Source organism: Amycolatopsis sp. FU40, from assembly GCF_021903635.1.
Classification (GTDB): domain Bacteria; phylum Actinomycetota; class Actinomycetes; order Mycobacteriales; family Pseudonocardiaceae; genus Amycolatopsis; species Amycolatopsis dendrobii.
Genome location: NZ_CP091381.1, coordinates 2,351,906 through 2,371,563, shown reverse-complemented (window position 1 = coordinate 2,371,563; position 19,658 = coordinate 2,351,906). Strand labels below are relative to the sequence as shown.

At 71.1% G+C, this 19,658-nt stretch carries 17 protein-coding genes and 1 pseudogene; 13 read left to right on the top strand and 5 right to left on the bottom strand.

Annotation, left to right across the window (positions count from 1 at the left end):
* Positions 1-363 precede the first annotated feature (363 nt).
* The 11 genes and pseudogenes from L3Q65_RS11780 to L3Q65_RS47590 form a co-directional block, all read left to right on the top strand.
* Positions 364-606, top strand: a complete 243-nt coding sequence (locus L3Q65_RS11780; protein WP_182896225.1) for a hypothetical protein — start codon at positions 364-366, stop codon at positions 604-606.
* Positions 607-781: 175 nt separating this feature from the next.
* Positions 782-4,483: a nitrate reductase subunit alpha gene (locus L3Q65_RS11775; protein WP_237599632.1), complete on the top strand. Its 3,702-nt coding sequence runs from the start codon at positions 782-784 to the stop codon at positions 4,481-4,483.
* Between the two features lies 1 nt (position 4,484).
* A complete protein-coding gene (narH, locus tag L3Q65_RS11770; protein ID WP_237599631.1) occupies positions 4,485-6,110 on the top strand; it encodes a nitrate reductase subunit beta in 1,626 nt (541 codons plus the stop codon).
* A complete protein-coding gene (gene narJ, locus L3Q65_RS11765) occupies positions 6,107-6,784 on the top strand; it encodes a nitrate reductase molybdenum cofactor assembly chaperone (RefSeq protein ID WP_237599630.1) in 678 nt (225 codons plus the stop codon). The genes narH and narJ overlap by 4 nt, the downstream gene beginning before the upstream one ends.
* Positions 6,781-7,521 (top strand): respiratory nitrate reductase subunit gamma, encoded by a 741-nt coding sequence (narI, locus tag L3Q65_RS11760; RefSeq protein ID WP_237599629.1) that lies wholly within the window; start codon positions 6,781-6,783, stop codon positions 7,519-7,521. The genes narJ and narI overlap by 4 nt, the downstream gene beginning before the upstream one ends.
* Positions 7,514-7,918, top strand: a complete 405-nt coding sequence (locus L3Q65_RS11755) for a CBS domain-containing protein (RefSeq protein ID WP_182896230.1) — start codon at positions 7,514-7,516, stop codon at positions 7,916-7,918. The genes narI and L3Q65_RS11755 overlap by 8 nt, the downstream gene beginning before the upstream one ends.
* The gene (locus tag L3Q65_RS11750; RefSeq protein ID WP_237599628.1) at positions 7,915-8,166 is read left to right on the top strand and encodes a YwiC-like family protein; all 252 of its coding nucleotides are present in this window, start codon (positions 7,915-7,917) and stop codon (positions 8,164-8,166) included. Before L3Q65_RS11755 ends, L3Q65_RS11750 begins: the two co-directional genes overlap by 4 nt.
* Positions 8,163-8,483: a hypothetical protein gene (locus tag L3Q65_RS11745; protein WP_237599627.1), complete on the top strand. Its 321-nt coding sequence runs from the start codon at positions 8,163-8,165 to the stop codon at positions 8,481-8,483. Before L3Q65_RS11750 ends, L3Q65_RS11745 begins: the two co-directional genes overlap by 4 nt.
* A gap of 132 nt (positions 8,484-8,615) precedes the next feature.
* Entirely contained in the window at positions 8,616-9,851 is a 1,236-nt protein-coding gene (locus L3Q65_RS11740) for a NarK/NasA family nitrate transporter (protein ID WP_237599626.1), read from the top strand.
* A 128-nt stretch (positions 9,852-9,979) separates the two neighbouring features.
* Entirely contained in the window at positions 9,980-10,450 is a 471-nt protein-coding gene (locus L3Q65_RS11735) for a nitroreductase family deazaflavin-dependent oxidoreductase (protein WP_182896233.1), read from the top strand.
* Positions 10,451-10,490: 40 nt separating this feature from the next.
* Positions 10,491-11,114: pseudogene (locus L3Q65_RS47590) on the top strand (DUF998 domain-containing protein); the annotation flags it as partial.
* Between the two features lie 276 nt (positions 11,115-11,390).
* On the opposite strand, the gene L3Q65_RS11730 reads toward L3Q65_RS47590, so the two are convergent.
* The 4 genes from L3Q65_RS11730 to L3Q65_RS11715 are packed head-to-tail and all read right to left on the bottom strand — an operon-like array spanning position 11,391 to position 16,622.
* Positions 11,391-12,563 (bottom strand): serine hydrolase, encoded by a 1,173-nt coding sequence (locus L3Q65_RS11730; RefSeq protein WP_237599625.1) that lies wholly within the window; start codon positions 12,561-12,563, stop codon positions 11,391-11,393.
* Positions 12,560-13,846 carry an MFS transporter gene (locus L3Q65_RS11725; protein ID WP_237599624.1) on the bottom strand — a complete coding sequence of 429 codons (1,287 nt, stop codon included), beginning with the start codon at positions 13,844-13,846 and terminating at the stop codon, positions 12,560-12,562. Before L3Q65_RS11725 ends, L3Q65_RS11730 begins: the two co-directional genes overlap by 4 nt.
* A gap of 29 nt (positions 13,847-13,875) precedes the next feature.
* Complete coding sequence (locus L3Q65_RS11720; protein WP_237599623.1) at positions 13,876-15,066, bottom strand: acyl-CoA dehydrogenase family protein; 1,191 nt, start codon at positions 15,064-15,066, stop codon at positions 13,876-13,878.
* A gap of 11 nt (positions 15,067-15,077) precedes the next feature.
* Positions 15,078-16,622, bottom strand: a complete 1,545-nt coding sequence (locus tag L3Q65_RS11715) for an AMP-binding protein (protein WP_237599622.1) — start codon at positions 16,620-16,622, stop codon at positions 15,078-15,080.
* Positions 16,623-16,733: 111 nt separating this feature from the next.
* Here L3Q65_RS11715 and L3Q65_RS11710 point away from each other — a divergent pair, with 111 nt between their 5' ends.
* Positions 16,734-17,366 carry a TetR/AcrR family transcriptional regulator gene (locus L3Q65_RS11710; protein ID WP_182896238.1) on the top strand — a complete coding sequence of 211 codons (633 nt, stop codon included), beginning with the start codon at positions 16,734-16,736 and terminating at the stop codon, positions 17,364-17,366.
* Here L3Q65_RS11710 and L3Q65_RS11705 read toward each other — a convergent pair.
* Positions 17,344-18,342: a YafY family protein gene (locus L3Q65_RS11705; RefSeq protein WP_182896239.1), complete on the bottom strand. Its 999-nt coding sequence runs from the start codon at positions 18,340-18,342 to the stop codon at positions 17,344-17,346. The two genes, L3Q65_RS11710 and L3Q65_RS11705, sit on opposite strands and share 23 nt — an antisense overlap.
* An 86-nt stretch (positions 18,343-18,428) precedes the next feature.
* On the opposite strand from L3Q65_RS11705, the gene L3Q65_RS11700 reads away from it, so the two are divergent.
* On the top strand, positions 18,429-19,643 hold the full coding sequence (locus L3Q65_RS11700; RefSeq protein ID WP_182896240.1) for an NAD(P)/FAD-dependent oxidoreductase: 1,215 nt from the start codon (positions 18,429-18,431) through the stop codon (positions 19,641-19,643).
* Positions 19,644-19,658 lie beyond the last annotated feature (15 nt).

Below are 19,658 nucleotides of genomic sequence, written 5' to 3'. Positions count from 1 at the left end.
ACAACGGCAACGCTAGCAGAGAGAACGGGCGCTCCCCCGGTCTCGGCGCGGCCCTTCGTCCTTCCCCGCGAGGACATTGCGCCCTGCCGGGCGTCGGCCGCGGGAAGAAGAATCGAAAGTGCGAGAGCCGCTCGCGTGCCTCCCCGACGAATCGGCAGCGGCGCTCTCGCCTCGAGCGGTGGCGGCGGCACGGGCTCTTCCCCTCGCCCCCCGGCCCCGCCGCTGCCGCCGCTCCCTGCCGAGGCCGCCGGTTTCGCTTGCACCGCAGTCAATCGGCGGGGGGCAGCGGTCTCGGCCGCGCGGCTCCGCCCGCGGCATCGTTGAAGCAGCAGCCCGCTGCTTTCCTCCGGAAAGGAGGACGACATGGTTCGTCGCACCGCTGATCCAGGACCTGCCCACCCGGGCGGGTTCCCCGCCGGTTTGCGCGTACGCGCGCACGGCGGCCAGTTCGAAGGCATGACCGGGATCGTCGTCGACCGCACCCCCGATCTGCGCCCCGGCTCGGTGTGGGTGGAATTCACGCCCGGCCAGGCGCGGCTGGTGCCCGGATACCGGCTCGAGGCCGACCAGACCCCTGACTGCCCGATGCTCGGCATCGGCGCCTAGCTCCCGGCCGATGCGAAAGGGCCCCGCCGCCCGAGGCCGAAGGTCACTTCGACCCGTGACGTAGGCCTGGTGAACGGTCCGCACCGTTCGCCGAAGCTGGGTGGCGTACGGCCGGCACCCGGGTGGTGTCGCAGCGGGACAGTCCCGCCGGGCCGGACCGCCCGAAGGAGTCGCCTTGCCTACTCGACCAGTGCCCGCCGACGACCGCGTTCCCGGGCACGGACCGCTGCTCGGCGTGCGGCGGCTGCTGACCAAGGAGACCGTCGGCGACCACGGGCGGACCCTGCACCAGATCGACGCGAACGCGTGGGAGTCGTTCTACCGCGACCGGTGGAGCTACGACCGCGTCGTGCGGTCGACGCACGGGGTGAACTGCACCGGTTCGTGCTCGTGGAACGTCTTCGTCAAGGACGGCCTGATCACCTGGGAGCACCAGGCGACCGACTACCCCGGCACCGGGCCGGACAGTCCCGACTACGAGCCGCGCGGCTGTCCCCGGGGCGCGTCGTTCTCGTGGTACGAGTACTCCCCGTCGCGGGTGCGCCATCCGTACGTGCGGGGTTCGCTGCTCACCATGTTCCGGGCCGGGCTGAAGCGGTTCGGCGACCCGGTCGCGGCTTGGGCGGACATCGTCGAGGATCCGCGCAAAGCCGAGGCGTACAAGGGACAGCGCGGCCGCGGCGGGTTCGTCCGCGCCACTTTCGACGAAGCGACGACGATGGTGGCCGCCGCGCACGTCTACACCACCAAGACCTTCGGGCCGGACCGCGTGGTCGGGTTCTCGCCGATCCCGGCGATGTCGATGGCTTCCTTCGCCGCGGGCACCCGCTACCACGCGCTGCTCGGCGGCACGCTGCTTTCGTTCTACGACTGGTACGCCGACCTGCCGGTCGCCTCGCCGCAGGTCTGGGGCGACCAGACCGACGTGCCGGAGGCGGGCGACTGGTGGAACTCGACCTATCTGGTCATGTGGGGGTCCAACATCCCGGTCACTCGGACCCCGGACGCGCATTTCCTCGCCGAGGCGCGCTACCGCGGTGCGAAGGTGGTCGCGGTCAGCCCGGACTACGCCGACAACGTCAAGTTCGCCGACGACTGGCTGGCCCCGCACCCGGGCACGGACGGAGCGCTGGCGATGGCCATGGGGCACGTCGTGCTCGCCGAGTTCTTCCGCGACCGCCAGGTCCCCTACTTCACCGATTACGTGCGGTCCTGCACCGATTTGCCGTTCCTGGTGACGCTGCGGGAACGAGAGCCGGGGGTCTACGCCACCGACCGGTTCCTCACCGCCGCCGATCTCGGCGACGACGGCGAGGGCGCGCGGCACAAGACCGTGCTGCTCGACGACGCCACCGGAAAACCCTTGGTGCCCAACGGATCCCTCGGTTTCCGGTACGGCGCGGGGGGCGAAGGCCGGTGGAACCTCGATCTCGGCGACGTCGTGCCCGCGCTCGGCGTGCTCGACCACGCCACCGGCCAGGTCGCCGTCGACCTCGCCCGCTTCGACGTCGGCGAGACCGAGGGCGGCGGCACCATGCGCCGCGGCGTTCCCGTCGTGCGCATCGGAGAGCAGCTCGTCACCGGCGTGCTCGACCTGCTCATGGCGCAGTACGGCGTCCGTCGCGGCGACCTGCCCGGCGAATGGCCCGCCGGCTACGACGACGCCGAAGCCCCGCACACGCCTGCCTGGCAGGAACGGATCACCGGCGTGCCCGCGGCGCTGGCCGCCCGGATCGGACGCGAACTGGCGCGCAACGCCGAGCGCAGCCGCGGCCGGTCGATGATCGCGCTCGGCGCGGGCGCGAACCAGTGGTTCCACTCGGACATGACCTACCGCGCGCTGATCGCGCTGGTCACCCTCACCGGCTGCCAGGGCGTCAACGGCGGTGGCTGGGCGCACTACGTCGGCCAGGAGAAGGCTCGGCCGCTCACCGGCCAGCAGCACCTGAGCTTCGCCTTCGACTGGCAGCGCCCGATGCGCCATCAGGCCGCCACGCCGTTCTGGTACCTGCACACCGACCAGTGGCGCTACGAGAAGGTGCCCGCCGACGAACTGGCTTCCCCGCTCGGAGAAGGCAGGCTGGCCGGGATGTCCTTCGCCGACACCGTCGCGGCCGCGCAGCGGATGGGCTGGTCGCCGGGCCATCCCGCGTTCGACCGCAACCCGCTCGACCTCGCCGACGAAGCCGCGGCCGCCGGGGTGAGCGCGGCCGAGCACATCGTCGGCGAACTGCGGGCGGGACGGCTGCGCGCGGTCGCCGACGATCCCGACGACCCGGCGAACTTCCCGCGCTGCCTGACCCTGTGGCGGGCCAACCTGCTCGGCTCGTCGGGCAAGGGCAACGAGTTCTTCCTCAAGCACCTGCTCGGCGTGGATTCCCTCGCCTCGGCGGACGAATGCGGCGCGGACGAACGCCCGCGCAACGTGCGATGGCGGAACGACGCGCCGACCGGCAAGCTCGACCTGCTCACCGCTGTCGACTTCCGGATGACCAACACCGGCTTGCACTCGGACATCGTGCTGCCCGCCGCGACCTGGTACGAGAAGCACGACATCTCCACCACCGACATGCACCCCTTCGTGCACGCGTTCTCCCCCGCCGTCGATCCGCCCGGGGAGGTGCGCACCGACTACGACGCGTTCCTGGCGCTGGCGGACAAGGTCAGCGAGCTCGCGGTCGCCCATCTCGGCACCCGCCGCGACGTGCTGGCCGCGCCGTTGCAGCACGACACCCCCGACGAACTGGCCACGCCGTCCGGGCGGGTCCGCGACTGGGGCCGCGGCGAATGCGAACCGGTGCCGGGCGTGACGATGCCGAAGCTGATCGAGATCGAGCGCGACTACACGCTCCTCGGCGCCAAGATGCGCGCGGTCGGCCCGCTGCTGGACGAACTCGGCACCACGACCAAGGGCATCACCGTCGACGTCGCCCCGGAACTGGAGTACCTGCGCCGTCGCAACGGCGTCGTCGCCGACGGTCCGTTCGCCGGGCGGCCGTCACTGTCCACAGCGGACCGGATGTGCGAGGCGATCCTCGCCCTCTCCGGCACGACGAACGGCCGGGTGGCGCACGAAGGCTTCCTCCAGCTGGAAAAGCGGACCGGGCAGCCGTTCGCCGACCTCGTCGAAGGCCACGAAACCGAGCACGTCACCTACGCGGCCACGCAACAGGCCCCGCAGCCGGTGATCACGAGCCCGGAATGGTCCGGTTCGGAAAAGGGCGGCCGCCGCTATTCGCCGTTCACGATCAATGTCGAGCGCCGCAAGCCGTGGCACACCCTCACCGGGCGGCAGCAGTTCTTCGTCGAGCACGACTGGGTCGCCGAACTGGGCGAGCACCTGCCCGGCTACCGGCCGCCGCTGAACATGGCGCGGCACTTCGGAAAACCCGGCGAACTCGCCGACGGCGGCGTCACCGTCCGGTTCCTGACGCCGCACGCGAAGTGGTCGGTCCACTCGATGTACCACGACAACGAGCTGATGCTCGCGCTGTCGCGCGGCGGGCCGGTGCTCTGGATGAGCGTCGAGGACGCGGCGAAGATCGGCGTCGCCGACAACGACTGGGTCGAGGCGGTCAACCGCAACGGCGTGCTCGCCGCCCGAGCCGTGGTCAGCCACCGGATGCCCGAGGGCACGGTGTTCCAGTACCACTCCCCCGAGCGCACGGTGAACGTCCCGAAGACCGAGAAAAGCGGCCGAGGAAAGGGAAAACGCGGCGGCTACCACAACTCGATGACCCGGCTGCTGATCAAGCCGACGCATCTCGCCGGCGGGCACGCCCAGCTGACCTACGCCTTCAACTACTACGGACCGATCGGCAGCCAGCGCGACGAGATCACCGTCGTCCGGCGGCGCAGCCAGGAAGTGGAGTACTGACATGCGCATCCGCGCTCAAGTGGCCATGGTGATGAACCTCGACAAGTGCATCGGCTGCCACACCTGCTCGGTCACCTGCAAACAGACCTGGACCAACCGCGAGGGCACCGAGTACGTCTGGTTCAACAACGTCGAGACCAAGCCCGGCATCGGCTACCCGAAGCACTACGAGGACCAAGAGCGCTGGAAAGGCGGCTGGAAACTCGATGCCAAGGGCAGGCTCGTGCTCCGCTCGGGCGGCCGGGCGAAACGGCTTTCGCGGATCTTCGCGAACCCGGACCTGCCGTCGCTCGAGGACTATTACGAACCCGCGACCTTCGACAAGGACCTCCTCCTCGACGCTCCGGCCGGGTCCGCCGACACTCCGGTCAAGCAGCCGCGATCGGCGCTCACCGGCGAGCCGATCCGCCTGGAGTGGGGAGCCAACTGGGAGGACAGCCTCGGCGGAGCGCCGGAACGGGCCGGAACCGACCCGAACCTCGCGGCGATGGACCCCGAGGCCGCCGCGCGGGTCAAGTTCGAGTTCGAGAAGACGTTCATGTTCCACCTGCCGCGGATCTGCGAGCACTGCCTCAACCCGGCGTGCGTCTCGGCCTGCCCGTCGGGGGCGATGTACAAGCGCGAGGAGGACGGGATCGTCCTGGTCGACCAGGACCGTTGCCGCGGCTGGCGGATGTGCGTGAGCGCGTGCCCGTACAAAAAGGTCTACGTCAACCACGCCACCGGCAAAGCGGAGAAGTGCACCTTCTGCTTCCCCAGGATCGAAGCCGGGCAGCCGACGATCTGCTCGGAAACCTGCGTCGGCCGGCTGCGTTATCTCGGCCTGGTCTTCTACGACGAGGACGCGGTGCTTGCCGCTGCCTCGGTGGAGGACGAGCACGAACTGCTCGCCGCGCAGCGTGCGGTGTTCCTCGACCCGCACGATCCGGAGACGGTCCGGCTCGCCGCCGAGGCGGGTCTGCCGGAGGAGTGGGTGCTCGCCGCGCAGGCGTCGCCGGTGTGGCGGCTGATCGGCGAGTACCGGATCGCGCTGCCGCTGCACCCGGAATACCGCACCCTGCCGATGGTCTGGTACGTGCCGCCGCTGTCGCCGGTGCTGGACGCGGTCGGCGCCGCCGGCCGCGACGACACCGACGCCGACGACGTCTTCCACACCATCCGCGACCTCCGGATCCCGGTGGAGTACCTGGCGGAACTGTTCGCCGCGGGCGACTCCGACGCCGTCGCCGGAGTGCTGATGAAGCTCGCCGCTATGCGGTCTTACATGCGGGCCCGCACCCTCGACGGCACTGTCGCCGGGGAACTGTGCGCCGCGGTGGGGATGTCGAGCGAGCAGATCGAGGCGATGTACCGGCTGCTGGCCATCGCCAAGTACGACGAGCGCTACGTCGTGCCGACGGCCTACGACAAGGACGCCGCGGCGCTCGAAGCGCAGGCAGCGTCCGCTTCGGACTGCTCGCTGGACTGCGCGGGCGGTCCGGGGATGACCGAACTGCCCGCCACCGCCGAGCGATTCCACCTCGTCTCCGGTGACGAGCGCGTCCGCCCGGGACGGCGCGGCCTTCTCAGCCGCCGCTCCGACGGCAGGCTCGGGCTGGCCATCGACCCGGCGGGAGGCGCGTCATGACGGTCGATTCGCCGGATCGGGCACGGTTGTTCGACCTCGCGTCGGTCCTGCTCGCCTATCCCGACGCCCGGCTGTTCGCCGCGGCGGAAGAACTTCATGCCGCCGTCGACACGATCGCCCACCCCGATGTCCGAGACCTGCTGTCGGCGTTTCTCGACTGGCTGTCCGCCACCGGACCGCTTGCCGTCGAAACCCATTACGTGCGCACGTTCGACCTGCGCCGGCGCAGCGGGCTTTACCTGACTTACTACCTGCACGGCGACACCCGCAAACGCGGGATCGCTTTGCTGACGCTCAAACAACGCTATCGCGCGCACGGCCTGCGCCTGGCCGACGGCGAACTGCCCGACCTGCTGCCGGTGGTGCTGGAATTCGCCGCCGCCGCGGGTCCCGGCGACGGCGAGGCCCCGTTGCGCCAGCATCGGCGAGGCCTGGAGTTGCTGCGCCGCGCGCTGGAAGAGGCCGGGTCGCCGTACCGGCACGTGCTCGCCGCCGTGGTCGCCGCGCTGCCGCCGCTGACCCCCGGCGACCAGGCGGCGGTGACCGCGCTCGCCGTGGACGGCCCGCCGGTCGAATCGGTCGGGCTGGCCGCTTACGGAGCCGACGTCGACGCGATCGGCTTCGGTCCCGAGCTCGCCTTCGCCTCGTGTCCCTCCCTGGAGAGTGCCCCGTGACCACGTTCGTCTGGATCGTGCTGCCCTACGCCTGCCTGGCGGTGTTCGTGCTCGGCCACGTCTGGCGGTGGCGCCACGACCAGTTCGGCTGGACCACGCACACCAGCCAATTGCTGGAAAGCCGCATTCTGCGCTGGGCCTCGCCGCTGTTCCATCTCGGCGCGTTCGGCGTGATCGCCGGGCACGCGGCCGGTCTGCTGGTCCCGGCGTGGCTGACGAGCGCCGTCGGCGTCCCCGAAGGCCTCTATCACGCCGTCACGGTGTGGGGCGGCACTCTCTCCGGGCTCGTGCTGGGCGCCGGTTTGGTGTTGCTCATCGCGCGCCGGGTGGCCAACGGCCGGGTACGCCGCGCTACGACCACAATGGACAAAGTCCTGTATGTCGCGCTCGCCGCGATGGTGGTGCTCGGCATGACCGCCACGGTCGGCGTCAACCTGTTCGGACACGGCTACGACTACCGCGAGACCATCGCCGTCTGGTTCCGCAGCGTCTTCTGGTTCTCCCCGCGGACCCATCTGATGATCGACGCGCCGCTGGTCTACCAGTTGCACGCCGTCGGCGGATTCCTTCTGCTCGCGCTCTGGCCGTTCACGCGGCTGGTGCACGTGTGGTCGGCGCCGCTGGCGTACCTGTGGCGTCCATACGTCGTCTATCGCGCCCGTCGCGGCGCGCCGCCCGCACCGGCGCCTTCCCCGGCCGCGGTGCGGGACCGGACCACCGGAGGAACCCGTGCCTGAACCGGAACCGTCAGTCGCCGACGTCGTCGTCCGGCTGCCGAAAACGTTGCCCGCCCACGCTTCCGTCGCCGAGGCCAGGGCCTGCTTCGCCGACGACCACGTCCACCTGCTCCTGTTCACCGACTCCGGCCGCCTCCTGGGCACCCTCGTCCGCGAAGACCTGGACGACAGCGCCTGCGGCCCGGCGCTGCGGTATGCGCGGCTGGCCGGCCGGACCGTCCCGGCGGACCTGCCCGCCGAAGCCGCGCGCCGGCTCTTGCTCCGCCGCGGGCAGCGGCGACTCGCCGTCATCAACCGCGACGGTGCGTTGCTCGGTCTCCTGTGTCTCAAACGTCGCCGCACCGGGTTCTGCAGTGACGCCGACGTCGCCGCGCGGGCCGCGGACCGCCTCCGGTGACGCGACGCCACGCTCCGCTCTTGCCGCCGCAGCACGGAGCCTGGGGATTTCTCGGCCTGCCGCTCCTGCTCGGCATCGCGGCAGGCGGCTGGTCCTGCTGGCTGATCCCGCTCGGGGCGGCCTGGGTGTCCGCGCATCCGGCGGGCTGGGCAGTCACCGGGCTGCTCACCGCGCGCCGGCCCGCCCGCTTCCGCTGGTCCCCGTCGTGGCCGGCGTGGTGGCAGGCAATGCGCCGTGGGCGGCCATGACCGCCGCTCCCGTGCTCGCCGCCGCGGCACTCGCCGCGGTCGCTCTGGTCGGCTCCACGCTGCAGGTGAAGTCCCTGATCCGCGAACGCGCCAATCCCGCATACACCGTTGCGGCGCGGGCTTTCTCACTCGCCGCCGCCTTCGTGGCGGCCGGGCTCGCGGTCGCTGCCGGCTGGTGGTGGCCGGCAGTCGCGTTCGTTCTGCTGTCCGCTCGATCGCTCTGGCGGCACGACCCGTCGCGGCGACCGTCCCGGATCGGGCTGGTCGAACTCGCCGGACTGGTTTCCGTTGCCGCGGCGGGCTTCCTGACCTTCTAGTCCGGAGTGGACAGTCGGGACCTTCGTCCTCCCGCGGAGGGAATTCGGCTCTGCTTCCGGCAACGCGGATACCGGACGCTGGAGGAGTCCCCGCCGGCCGGCGGGCACCCGAACGACACGAATGAGGCGTCGATGACCTCGACACAGGACCGCCCTGCCGGACCCGGCAGACCGGCGCTCATGCTGACCATGGCGACCGCCGGGTTCGCGCTCAACTTCTGGGCCTGGGCGCTGCTCAGCCCGCTCGGCCCGCTGTTCAAGGACTCCTTGAAGCTGACCGCGTTCGAGCAGGCCCTGATGGTCGCCGTGCCGGTCGTGGTCGGTTCGCTCGGCCGGATCCCGGTCGGCGCGCTCACCGACCGCTACGGCGGCCGGATCATGTTCCCGGTGCTCTCGGCGCTGACCGCGCTGCCGGTGCTGTTCCTCGGCCTCGCCGGGCATTCGTCGCTGGCCGCCCTCCTGATCGGCGGCTTCTTCCTCGGCCTCGGCGGCACGTCGTTCGCGATCGGCGTCCCGTTCGTCAACGCCTGGTTCCCGCCCGAACGGCGCGGGCTGGCGATCGGCGTGTTCGGGGCGGGCATGGGCGGAACCGCGATCAGCGCGTTGACCACCGTCCCGCTGGTGAAGGCGGGGAGTGTCGCGACCCCGTTCCTGATCACCGCCGCGGTCCTCGTCGGATACGCGATCCTCGCCGCCGCCCTGCTGCGTGACGCACCGGGCCGCGCGGTGCCGACGGAGCCGCTGGCCCGGCGGATGCGCGAGACCCTCCGGCTCGCGGTGACGTGGCAGGCCTCGGCGCTGTACGCGATCGCGTTCGGCGGATACGTCGCGTTTTCGGTCTACCTCCCGGCTTACCTGAAGACCGGCTACGGACTGGCCCAGACCGACGCCGCCAACCGGATGGCGGGTTTCGTGCTCTTCGCCGTGGTGATGCGCCCGGTCGGCGGATGGCTTTCGGACCGCTTCGGACCCGTGCGCGTGCTCGGCGGAGTATTCGCGGTCGTCACGGCCTGCGCCGCGGTGCAGGCGTTCAGCCCAGGCCTGATGCCTCTGGGCACGGTCGCATTCCTGGCGATGGCAGCGGCACTCGGCGCAGGCAGCGGTGCGGTGTTCGCGATGGTCGCCATGCTCGTCCCGGCGAACAAGGTAGGTTCGGTGACCGGAATCGTCGGAGCCGCGGGCGGTCTGGGCGGATTCATCCCGCCGCTGGTGATGGGCGCGCTCTACGGCGGTCTCGGCTCGTACGCGCTCGGTTTGGCCGCACTGGCGCTGGTCGCCGCCGCAGCTCTCGCGTTCACCGCGACGGTGGCGAAACGCGCGCTGCAGCAGCATTTCCGCGCGGAGAAGGGGCTCAAGCCCGGGGTGTGAGCACTGCGGTGCCCTGGCCGTCTGATGGGAACCAACGTCCACGCCGGGCAGGGCCTTCTCCTCCTGCCCGGGACACCCGGGCGGCACGACCATGGACTCGACCCGGCAATCCGACACGGGAGGACTCGATGGCCATCAAAGACCGCGTGCTGGCGACAGTCCGGCAGCACTCCGGCAAAGACGCGCTGCGCAGCTTCACCAAGCACATCCTCAACCCGGCCATGCTGCGGATCGCCGGCCGGCGATTCTGCTACGCGGCGGTGCTGCGGCACACCGGACGCCGTTCCGGCGCCGAGTACGCCACGCCTGTGGTCGCCGACCGCACCGAGGACGGGTTCGTCATTCCGCTGCCTTACGGCCCGCGAACCGACTGGGTCCGCAACGTCCGTGCCGCCGGCCACGCCACGGTCGAGACGAAGGGGGACAGCTACCGGGTGACCGCACCGGAGATCCTGGACGCGGCTGCCGCTCTCCCCCAGGTCCGCCCGTCGCACGCCCGGGGCTGGCGGCGCTTGGGCATCGAGCGCTACCTCAAGCTGACGATCGACACCGGCGAGCCGGGCGCCGCTCCGGAAGAACAACCTGGCCAGCACGACTGAACCGAGGTTCCGCGCTCGGCAGTCGCCGGAAGGAATCGCGATGCGAGACTCGGCCCGGCTTCCGCACCCGGTCCGGGCCCCTTGGCCCCGCCCCGCCCGCCGTCCGGACTCGGCTGCCCGAAGACCGGCGGGCTGGCTGTTGCTCGCGGCCGGGACCGCTTACGCCGCGTGGCTGCTCGAATTCGTGCTGCCGACCGGATTGTCCCCGGTCCGCGGCTTCGTCAGCGAGCACTACCCGGTGTTCCAGCCGTATCAGCAGTTGTTCCGGACCGGGGACCTCGTCGCCGGAGCCGGATACGTCGCCGCGGCCTTGCTCTTGCGGCGGGTGCTGCCGCCGGGCCGGGCCGCGGCCGTGACCTGGTGGAGCCTCGTCGTCTTCGGCGTCGCTACCGTGGCCGACGCGGCTTTCGTCCCGGACTGCGTGTCCACTGTGGACCCGGCCTGCGAGCGGCGCGAATTCGCCGGACAGGTCTCGTGGCACCACTTGACGCATCTCGGAGCCAGCGTGGTGGCACAGCTCGCGGTCGGCTGCGTCGCGCTCGCGCTCGGCAGGCTCGCCGCCGCGTCCGGCGCCCGGCGGGACCGGAGGCTGGTCCGCCTGCTGGTCGCGGTCTGGGCCGTCGCCGGAATCGGATGCCTGGCGTGCTACCCGTTCGGGTTGACCGGCCTGCCGCAGCGGATCCAGTTGCTCGTCATGTCCGCGGCTACGGTCGCGGCGGCGCTTCGCTGCCTCCGCGCGACGCGAGCGTCGCCGCCCGGACCAGCGGAGCGGCCGGGCCGCCGCCAAGCTGCCGGACCGCCCTCGGGCACGCCCCGGGTTCCGGCGGGACGACTCGCGACGCGAACCCGCCAGGCGCGCCCTCAGCGCAGGCGAACGGCACGGCGCCCGAACTCGGCCCGGACCTCCCCGGCCGGCCGCCGGGAAGGTCCGGCGCCTGCGCTACCCGGCCAGGTGGTCGCCGATCTGGGCGAACACCGCTTCCAGCGGCGGCACCGGGACCGACGGCGACATCACGTGCGAACCGTAGTGCGCGATGACCAGCTCCCGCCCCGGACTGACCTGCAAGCGCTGGCCGTGGATGCCTCGCGCGCCGAACGTGCCGTGGCCGTCGCCGGTGACCCACCAGAAATTGTGGTAGCCGATCGGCCGCGCGGCACCGGTCGGCAGGGCGCGCTGCGCGGGCCCGGGCGGCACGTTGGCCAGATCGGCGACAACGCGTTCCGGCACGATCTGCCGGTCGCTGATCGCGCCGCCACGACGGAGCATCTCCCCTGCCCGGGCAAGGTCGCGAAGGGTCGCGCTGTAGCGGCCGCAGGCGATCTCCGTTCCGGTGGAATCCAGGCAGTACGCGCCGTCCTCGTCCGCGCCCAGGTGAGACCAGACGCGTTCGCTCCACAGATCGGCGAGACTGACGCCGGTGACGCGGCGAAGGGCTTCGGCGACCGCTTCGGTGTTTCCATTGTCGTAGCGGAATTCGGTACCCGGCGGCGCGACGGCCCGCGCGGTGGCGAGGTGCTCCTTGACGCTGGTCGGGCCGGTGTAGCCAGCGGGACGGGGCACGATGCCGACGGCGGCGAAATACCGTTGTGCCTCAAGGGGCTTGCAGAACGGCCGGCCGCCGTAGTCCATGACGGTGCCCATGTGCAGCAGGTGGTGGATCGCGGCGTCGCCGAACGCGGTGCCGGCGAGTTCGGGCGCGTAACGGGCCAGCGGCTGATCGGCCTCCAGTACGCCTTCGTCCAGCAACATCGCGGCGAGCAGTCCGGTCCACGACTTCGCGACCGATGCGGACAGGTGGACGTCGTGCGGCCGCATGCCGTGGAAATACCGCTCGTACACGACCTTTCCCCGGTGCGCCACCAGGATCGCGTCGGTTTCCGCGCCGGCCAGGAACTCGGTCAACGTGACCGAGGCTCCCCCGGCCTTCGGGGTCACGAGCAGGTGGTCCAGGTCGTGCGGATCCTCGGGCAGGTCCCAGCGCGGGCCCGCGCCGCGCCACACCCGCCGGGTCGGGCCGGTTTCCCTGGCGCGCGTCATGCCGAGGCGGACGAAGGCCGGGTCGACGTAGCCGCGGCTCCAGTAAGCATTGTCCACTGTGTACGGGCTGGTCACGGTTTCTCCTTGACTACGGCGAGTGCCGCGATGCGCCGGGCGTCGCGTTCGGGGCGGACGAAGAACAACGCGGCCACGCCGCCCGCCATCATCAGGACTCCGGGAATGGCGAAGGCGGTGGCGAAACCGGCGGCCGGTCCGTCAGCGGCCTCGACCAGCCGACCGGTGACATACGGCGCGAGCAGCCCGGCGACGGTGACCAGCGCTACGCTGACCGACAGCACCGCACCTCGTTGCGCGGGCGGGCTGATCTCGCTGTTGACGGTCTGTCCGTTGGCGAAAGTGACGCCGTGGAAGCTGAACGCCACGGCGATCAGGACGATCCGCAGCGTGGGCTGCGTGACAGTCGGCAGCAGCACCATCGCCAATCCCGCCAAGATCAGCACGCAGCCGCCGAGGATGCCGCGGGCGATCCGGCTGGGCACGCCGAGATGCAGCAGCCACTGGGTGAGCGCGCCGTGCGTGAAGGTCAGGATCAGCCCGGCCACCCACGGAATCGTCGCGATCGCGGCGGCCTCGCCGGTGCTGTAGCCGAGCGCCATCTCGAGGTAGGACGGCAGCCACGCGACCATCAGCGTGGATGTCCAGTACGCACCGAACGCGCCCGTGAATCCGCCGAGCCAGGTTCCGGAGAGCAGGATCCGCCGGTACGGCACCCGGCTGGCCGGGAGCGGCGCCGCCCCGGCCGGTGCGCGGTCGACCGGACCGTCGCGCCCGATCACCAGCCACAGCACGCACCAGACGCAGCCGACCAGGAACATGGCCAGGAACGCCGCGCGCCAGCCGAAATGCACGATCACCACGGTGAGCAGCGGGGTCGCGATCGCCCCGCCCAGCGCGCCGCCGCCGACGATCAGCGCGCTCGGGATATTGCGCTTGGCGTTGGGAAACCAGCTGTGGGCCGCGTGGAGAGCCATCGGCTGTGCCGGTCCTTCGGCAGCGCCGAGCACGATCCGGCTGGCCAGCAGCAGCCCGATCCCGCTCGCGGCGACCACCGACACCTGCGTCACCGCCCAGATCAGCGCGAGCACCAGCAGGATCCACCGGGTCGAGATCCGGCTCGACGCGAGGCCGACCGCCAGCGCGCACACGCTGAACAGGAAGAAGAACGAACTCGACAGCAGTCCGTACTGCGACGGGCTCAGCCCGAACTCGTGCATGATCGGGCGCGCGGCCAGTCCGAGGACGGTCTTGTCGCCGTAGTTGATCAGCATGAACAGCAGCAGCATGGCCACTACCGACCAGCGGCGCAGCCAGGTGCTTCCCGCGGCGCCGGCCGGCACGGCCGATCGCGGCCGGGTGCCCGCGGGCTTCATCGCCGGGCCCCGGACGGCAGGAGCAGGGCTTTCGCTATGCCGTTCTTCTGGATCTCCGACGATCCAGTCAGCACGCGGAACATCCGCAGGCGGCGGAACAGCCACTCCACCTCGGCCCCGCGCACGAGCCCGGCCTTGCCGTGGATCTGCACCGCCTCGTCGGCGATGCGGAAGGCGTTCTCCGCGACGAACAGCTTGCACATGAACGCCTCCGTGCTCGGCTTGCTCCCGGAGTCCAGTTCGGACAGTGCGTCGTAGGTCATGGCGCGGGCCGCGTAGTACGCGGTGCCCATCTCGGCGATCTTGTGCTGGATCGACTGCAGCGCCGCCAGCGGGCCGCCGAACACCTGGCGGGTGCGGGCGAATTCGATGGTGAGTTCCAGCGCGCGGCGGGCGTGGCCGAGCACAGTCGGACAGTGCAGCAACCGGTTGGTGGTGACCCGGCCGAGCCCGATGCGCAGCCCGTCGCCGACCCGGCCGAGCAGCTGCTCCGGGCCGACGTAGCAGTCGTCGAGGACGATGTCGGACTCGATGTGCTGGCCGGACATCGGAACCTCGCCGTCGGCGACAGTGCAGCCCGGCGAGTCCAGGTCGACCAGGAAGGCCGAGTAGCTCTCGTCCTCCCCCGCCATCCGGGCGACCAGCACCGAGAAGTCCGCGATCGGACCGGCCGAGGAGAACACCTTGTGGCCGCTGATCCGCCAGCCGTCGCCGTCCGGGGTCGCGGTGGTGCGCATGGCCCGCACGTCCGACCCGGCATTGGTTTCGGTCAGCGAGAAGCAGCACGCCCGTTCCCCGCGAACCACCGGCAGCAGGTATCGCTCGCGCTGTTCCTCGGTAGCTGTCGAGAAGATCGCGCCCGCGCGCAGCGGGCCGCCCAGGTCGCCGAGCACGCAGTGGTACAGGATCCGGCCGGACGCGCCGACTTCCTCCTTGAGCGCGGCCAGTTCGGTGTACGTCAGGTCGAGGCCGCCGTACTCGGCGGGCAGGTGGACACCGTAGAAACCCAGCTCGCGGCAGCGTTTCCACACCGGTTCGATCATCGCCCGGGTCAGCGGGGTCTCCGGGGTCAGCCCGAGCGTGGCCTCGTAGTCGGCGAGCTCGCCGGACAGGTATTCGCGCAGCCGGCCGACGAGCTCCGCGAGCCGCGGGTTGCCGTCGTAAGCCGGGGTGAGGGTGAAGGACATGCCGGGCCTCCTCAGTGGACTTTCCGGGCTTCGCCCGCCCAATACCGGTCCCGCACCGCGCGCCGGTCGATCTTGCCGTTGCGGTTCACCGGGAGTTCGCCGGCGAAGTCCACCGAACGGGGTTTCTTGATCCGCGCCAGCCGTTCCGCGCAGAACTCGATCAGCTCCTCGGCGGTGACGTCGGAGCGGCGGACGACGACCGCCTTCACCGCTTCGCCCCACTGCTCGTCGGGCACGCCCACCACGCATGCCTCGGAAACGGCGGGATGCTCGTAGAGCACGGACTCCACTTCGGTGCAGAAAATGTTGTAACCGCCGGAGATGATCATGTCCTTCTTGCGGTCCACGATGAACAGATAGCCGTCGGCACGGAGGTAGCCGATGTCGCCGGTGTACACCCAGCCGTCGCGGAACGTCTCCGCGGACAGGTCCGGTTCGTGCCAGTACTCGGTCACGCAGTCCGGACCGCGCACCACCACCTCGCCGAGCTCCCCGGCGGGCACCGGCTGTCCTTCGTCGTCGACCACCCGGACCTCGGAGTCGAACAGCGGCCGCCCGGCCGAGGACAGCAGCTCCGGGTCCTTCTCGATCCCACGCACCACGTCGTCGCAGGTCAGCACCGTGACGCCACTGGTGGTCTCGCCCTGCCCGTACCCCTGCATCACCACCGGGCCGAACGCCGCCACCGCGTCGCGCAAGCGCTGCGGCGACACCGGCGCGCCGCCCACCCGCAGGCAGCGCAGCGAGGACAGGTCAGCGGCGCGGACGGCGGGGTGCGACAGCACCATGTTCAGCATCACCGGCACCAGGAACGTCGAGGTGATCCGTTCCTTCTCGACCGCCTCCAGAAACTCCGCCGCACCGAACCGCGGCAGCACCACCGCGGTCGCCCCGCGGGAAAAGGCCGCGAGCAAACCCATTCCGGTGGCGTGCGTGATCGGCCCCGCCGCAAGGTACTTCTCCGAGGCGGACGGCGCGCCCTCCGGGCTCATCAACCGCTTGCGCATGTTCGCCAGCCGGTTTCCGTTCGTCTGCACCGCGGCCTTGAGCTTCCCGGTGGACCCGGACGTGAAGTGCAGGACCGCCGGATCCTCCGCGCCCACCTCGACCGCGACCGGCTCCGGCGACCCCGCCGCCAGCACGTCGGCGTAAGACCGGGCCTCCGGGGTGCGGCCGTCGTAGTCGATCAGCGCGCACGAGGTCCCGGCGGCGGCCTTCTGTGCCGCTTCGGCGTGCTCGGCGTCGACGAGCAGCACTCGCACGTCCGCGTCCGCCAGGATGTGCTCGACCTCGCCCGCGGACAGCCGCGCGCTGATCGGCACGCGCAGGAAACCGCCCTTGTAGCAAGCGATCTCGGTCTCCACCAGTTCCGCGCTGTTGCCGGCGAAGGTGGCGACCGCCTGCCCGGGCTCGACGCCGGACGCGAGCAGCGCGGACGCCAGCCGGTTGGTCCGCTTCTCCAGCTCGCGGTAGGACCACCGCCGCTCGCCGCACACCAGCGCCTGCTGATCGGGCCAGAACGTGCTGGCACGGGTGACATAGCTGCCCAGGTTCACGCCGACTCCCTGTTTTCCGTCAGATTGACCAATGCTGGACACTGTGTCTATTAACAGTCGCGGTGTCAACAGTTCGCTACACTCGGGCCGGCAACGACCGAAGGGGGCCCCTTGCCGACCACTGACCGACGGACCCGCCGCACGCGCGGCCTGCTCCGCGACGCGCTGGTGTCGCTGGTGCTCGAACGCGGATACGCCAACGTGACGGTGGAGGACATCACCGAACGGGCCGACCTCGGCCGCGCGACGTTCTACAGCCACTACCCGGACAAGGACGCGCTGCTGCGGCACGTCGTCGCCGAACTCCAGGAGGAACTGGACGAACGGCTGCGCCCGCTGGTCCCGGCGTCCTCGGTGGGCTTCACCGGCAAACCGGCACTCGAGCTGTTCCGGCACGCCCGCGAGAACCGGGATCTTTACCTGCTCATCCTGCGCGGCGAAGGCGACGGCCGGGCGCTGCGGCAGTTCACCGACGCGCGCATCGACGGGGTCGGCAAGGTGTTCCGGTCCCGGGCCGACCACCACGACGTGACACCGCGCATCGACCTCGGCGTGCTGGCCAGGGCATGGGTCGGGGAACAGCTCGCGGTCCTGCGGTGGTGGCTCGAAACCGAGCCCGCGCCGATGTCCGCGGAAGAGGCCACCGGGATGTTGCAGAACCTTTCGCTGCGCGGCCGTTACTGGGCCAACGGCTTCGAGGGCGACCCGCCGGATCCCGCGCCTACCGGGCCGGAGTCCCCATAGCGGCCCATCGCCGGGCGAGTTCTCCGCACGCGGCAACGAGTTCAGCCGGACGGACGTCAGTCAGATCGGCGTCGAAAGTGGCGAGGATGCCCGCGATCCCGGCCCAGGACCACGCCCCGAGCGTAAGCCGGCAATGGTCGGCGTCGAGGTCTTCCACCACCGAACCGCCCGGAGCCCAGCGCGCCACGACGGCCGCGGGCAGGGCGAGCCGGGCGGATCCGGTGCACGGCCACTGCGCGGGGGTGTCCCCGCGGTCGTGGGTGCTCATCACGAACTGCGCGAGATCGTCGGCAGGCAGTGCGCGGACCGGGAACTGCTGCGTGGTCGGGCGAACCTTCAGCCGGTCGACCCGCCGCACCCGCCATTTCCGCTCCGTCCGGTCGTACGCGACCAGATACCACCGGGAAGCCCAGACGACCAGATGGTGCGGCTCGATCCGATGTGCGGCCTCGAAGTCGGCGTCGCCGGGTTCGGCGCGGGTGCCGTCCGGACGCAGGGTCTCGGCGACCAGCACCTGCCGGTGCCGCACGGCGGTTCCGACCGCGGTGAGCGCAGCGGGGTCGATCGGCGGTCCAGGAAATTCCCAGTAGTTCCGCAGCCGGGTCAGGCGCAGGGATTCCATCGACGCCCGCAGCGCGGGAGGCATGACCTGGTGCAGGGTCGCCATTGCGCGCGAAGCGTCGTCGCCCAATCCGAACATCGTGCCGGGCGCGGTCTGCAGCGCCACCGCCACTGCGAGGGCTTGGTCGTGGTCGAACAGCAATGGCGGCAACGTGTTTCCCGCCGCGAGGCGATAGCCGCCGTCCGGACCGCGGACGGTGGCGATCGAGTAGTCGAGCCCGCGCAGGGTCTCGATGTCGCGGCGGACGGTGCGTTCGCTGGCCTCGAGCCGGGCGGCGAGTTCGCGCAGCGGCCACACCCGTCCGGAGCCGAGCAGGGACAGCAGCCGGAGGGCCCGGTGCGAGGTGTTCGCCACGGGTTCCATCATGTACTGGCCACTCGATGTCCACTACCCGGGGCAAGGTGGGCTCCGTTCGGGACAGAGCGGAAGGACAGTCAGACATGCGGGTGGTTGTAGTCGGCGGCGGAATCGGCGGGCTGGCACTGGGTGCGGGATTGCGCGGCCGGGGATTCGAGGTGTCGGTGTTCGACCGCGACACCGACGTGACCGCGACCGGCGGTTACCACATCACGCTGGACGACCGGGCGCAGTCGGCGCTCGCGGAACTGGTGGAACCGAAAATCATGCAGCGGTTGCTAGCCTCGGGTTCGGCACTGCGGCTGCGCGAACGCGACGCGTTCTGGGACCGCCGCGGCCGGCTCCTCGGCCGCGGACCCGACCTGAGCGGCAGCGGAAGCGTGGACGTCGACCGGATCACCCTGCGCACCCTGCTGGCCGAAGCCGTCGGTGACGACCTGCACCTCGGCCGCGCCGTCTCCGGCGTCAGCGCGGACGGTCCCCAGGTTCTCTTCTCCGACGGTGCACCGATCTCGGCCGATCTGGTGGTCGGCGCGGACGGCGCCCACTCCGTAGTCGCCCGCCATCTGGCAGGCGGCCCGACCAACCGTCCGGCAGGCATCATCGGCTTCTCCGGCCGTACCCTCCGCCGCGACCTCAGCCAGCCCGAGCAGCAACGACTGCGATCCCGCTCCGGCACCGCCATCGCACCGCACGGAGCCGCCCTGTACGTCGGTTTCCTCGACCCAGTCGGCAATGCCGCACTCGACGCCCCCGAACTCCGGATGTCCGTCACCACCGGCCCGACCTACATCTGGGGCGCCATGCTTCCCGAATCCGCCGCGACCGGCGCCCTCCGCACCCTCCGCGGCGGCGAACTGCAGGCCGCGATCCTGGCTGCCTTCCGCAAGCGACGCTGGGCGGAGCACACCCTCGAGGTCATCGCCAAGGCTGATCCGCAGAGCGTCGCCGCTTTCCGCTTCAACGCCGCCTCCACCCGCGCGGCTGATCTCGCACCGTGGCCCGCCGGCCGGATCACCGCCCTCGGCGACGCCGTCCACGCCACCCCGCCCACGGCGGGCATGGGCGCGGGCGCAGCGATTCGTGACGCGGCGAGCCTGGTGCGGCACCTGTCCGAAGACGGCAGCACCGCGGCCGTCGGACGGTTCGAAGCCGAGATGCGCCAGCGCGGCAGCGAGGTCTTGACGTTGGCGATGAAGACCGTTCGGTGGATTCTCGCTACCGACACCGGGTTTGGAGCCGCGGCCACCGCCGCGGCCACACCGGTCCTGGCAGCGGCGGTTCGGCTGCGTCGCTGACTTGACGGGCAGAGC

Bases quoted from the DNA above. Each gene is read 5' to 3' on its own strand.
- L3Q65_RS11745 (WP_237599627.1), top strand. From the start codon at position 8,163: ATGACCGCCGCTCCCGTGCTCGCCGCCGCGGCACTCGCCGCGGTCGCT.
- narJ (WP_237599630.1), top strand. From the start codon at position 6,107: ATGACGGTCGATTCGCCGGATCGGGCACGGTTGTTCGACCTCGCGTCG.
- L3Q65_RS11740 (WP_237599626.1), top strand. From the start codon at position 8,616: ATGACCTCGACACAGGACCGCCCTGCCGGACCCGGCAGACCGGCGCTC.
- L3Q65_RS11735 (WP_182896233.1), top strand. From the start codon at position 9,980: ATGGCCATCAAAGACCGCGTGCTGGCGACAGTCCGGCAGCACTCCGGC.
- L3Q65_RS11720 (WP_237599623.1), bottom strand. From the start codon at position 15,066: ATGTCCTTCACCCTCACCCCGGCTTACGACGGCAACCCGCGGCTCGCG.
- L3Q65_RS11780 (WP_182896225.1), top strand. From the start codon at position 364: ATGGTTCGTCGCACCGCTGATCCAGGACCTGCCCACCCGGGCGGGTTC.
- L3Q65_RS11700 (WP_182896240.1), top strand. From the start codon at position 18,429: ATGCGGGTGGTTGTAGTCGGCGGCGGAATCGGCGGGCTGGCACTGGGT.
- narH (WP_237599631.1), top strand. From the start codon at position 4,485: ATGCGCATCCGCGCTCAAGTGGCCATGGTGATGAACCTCGACAAGTGC.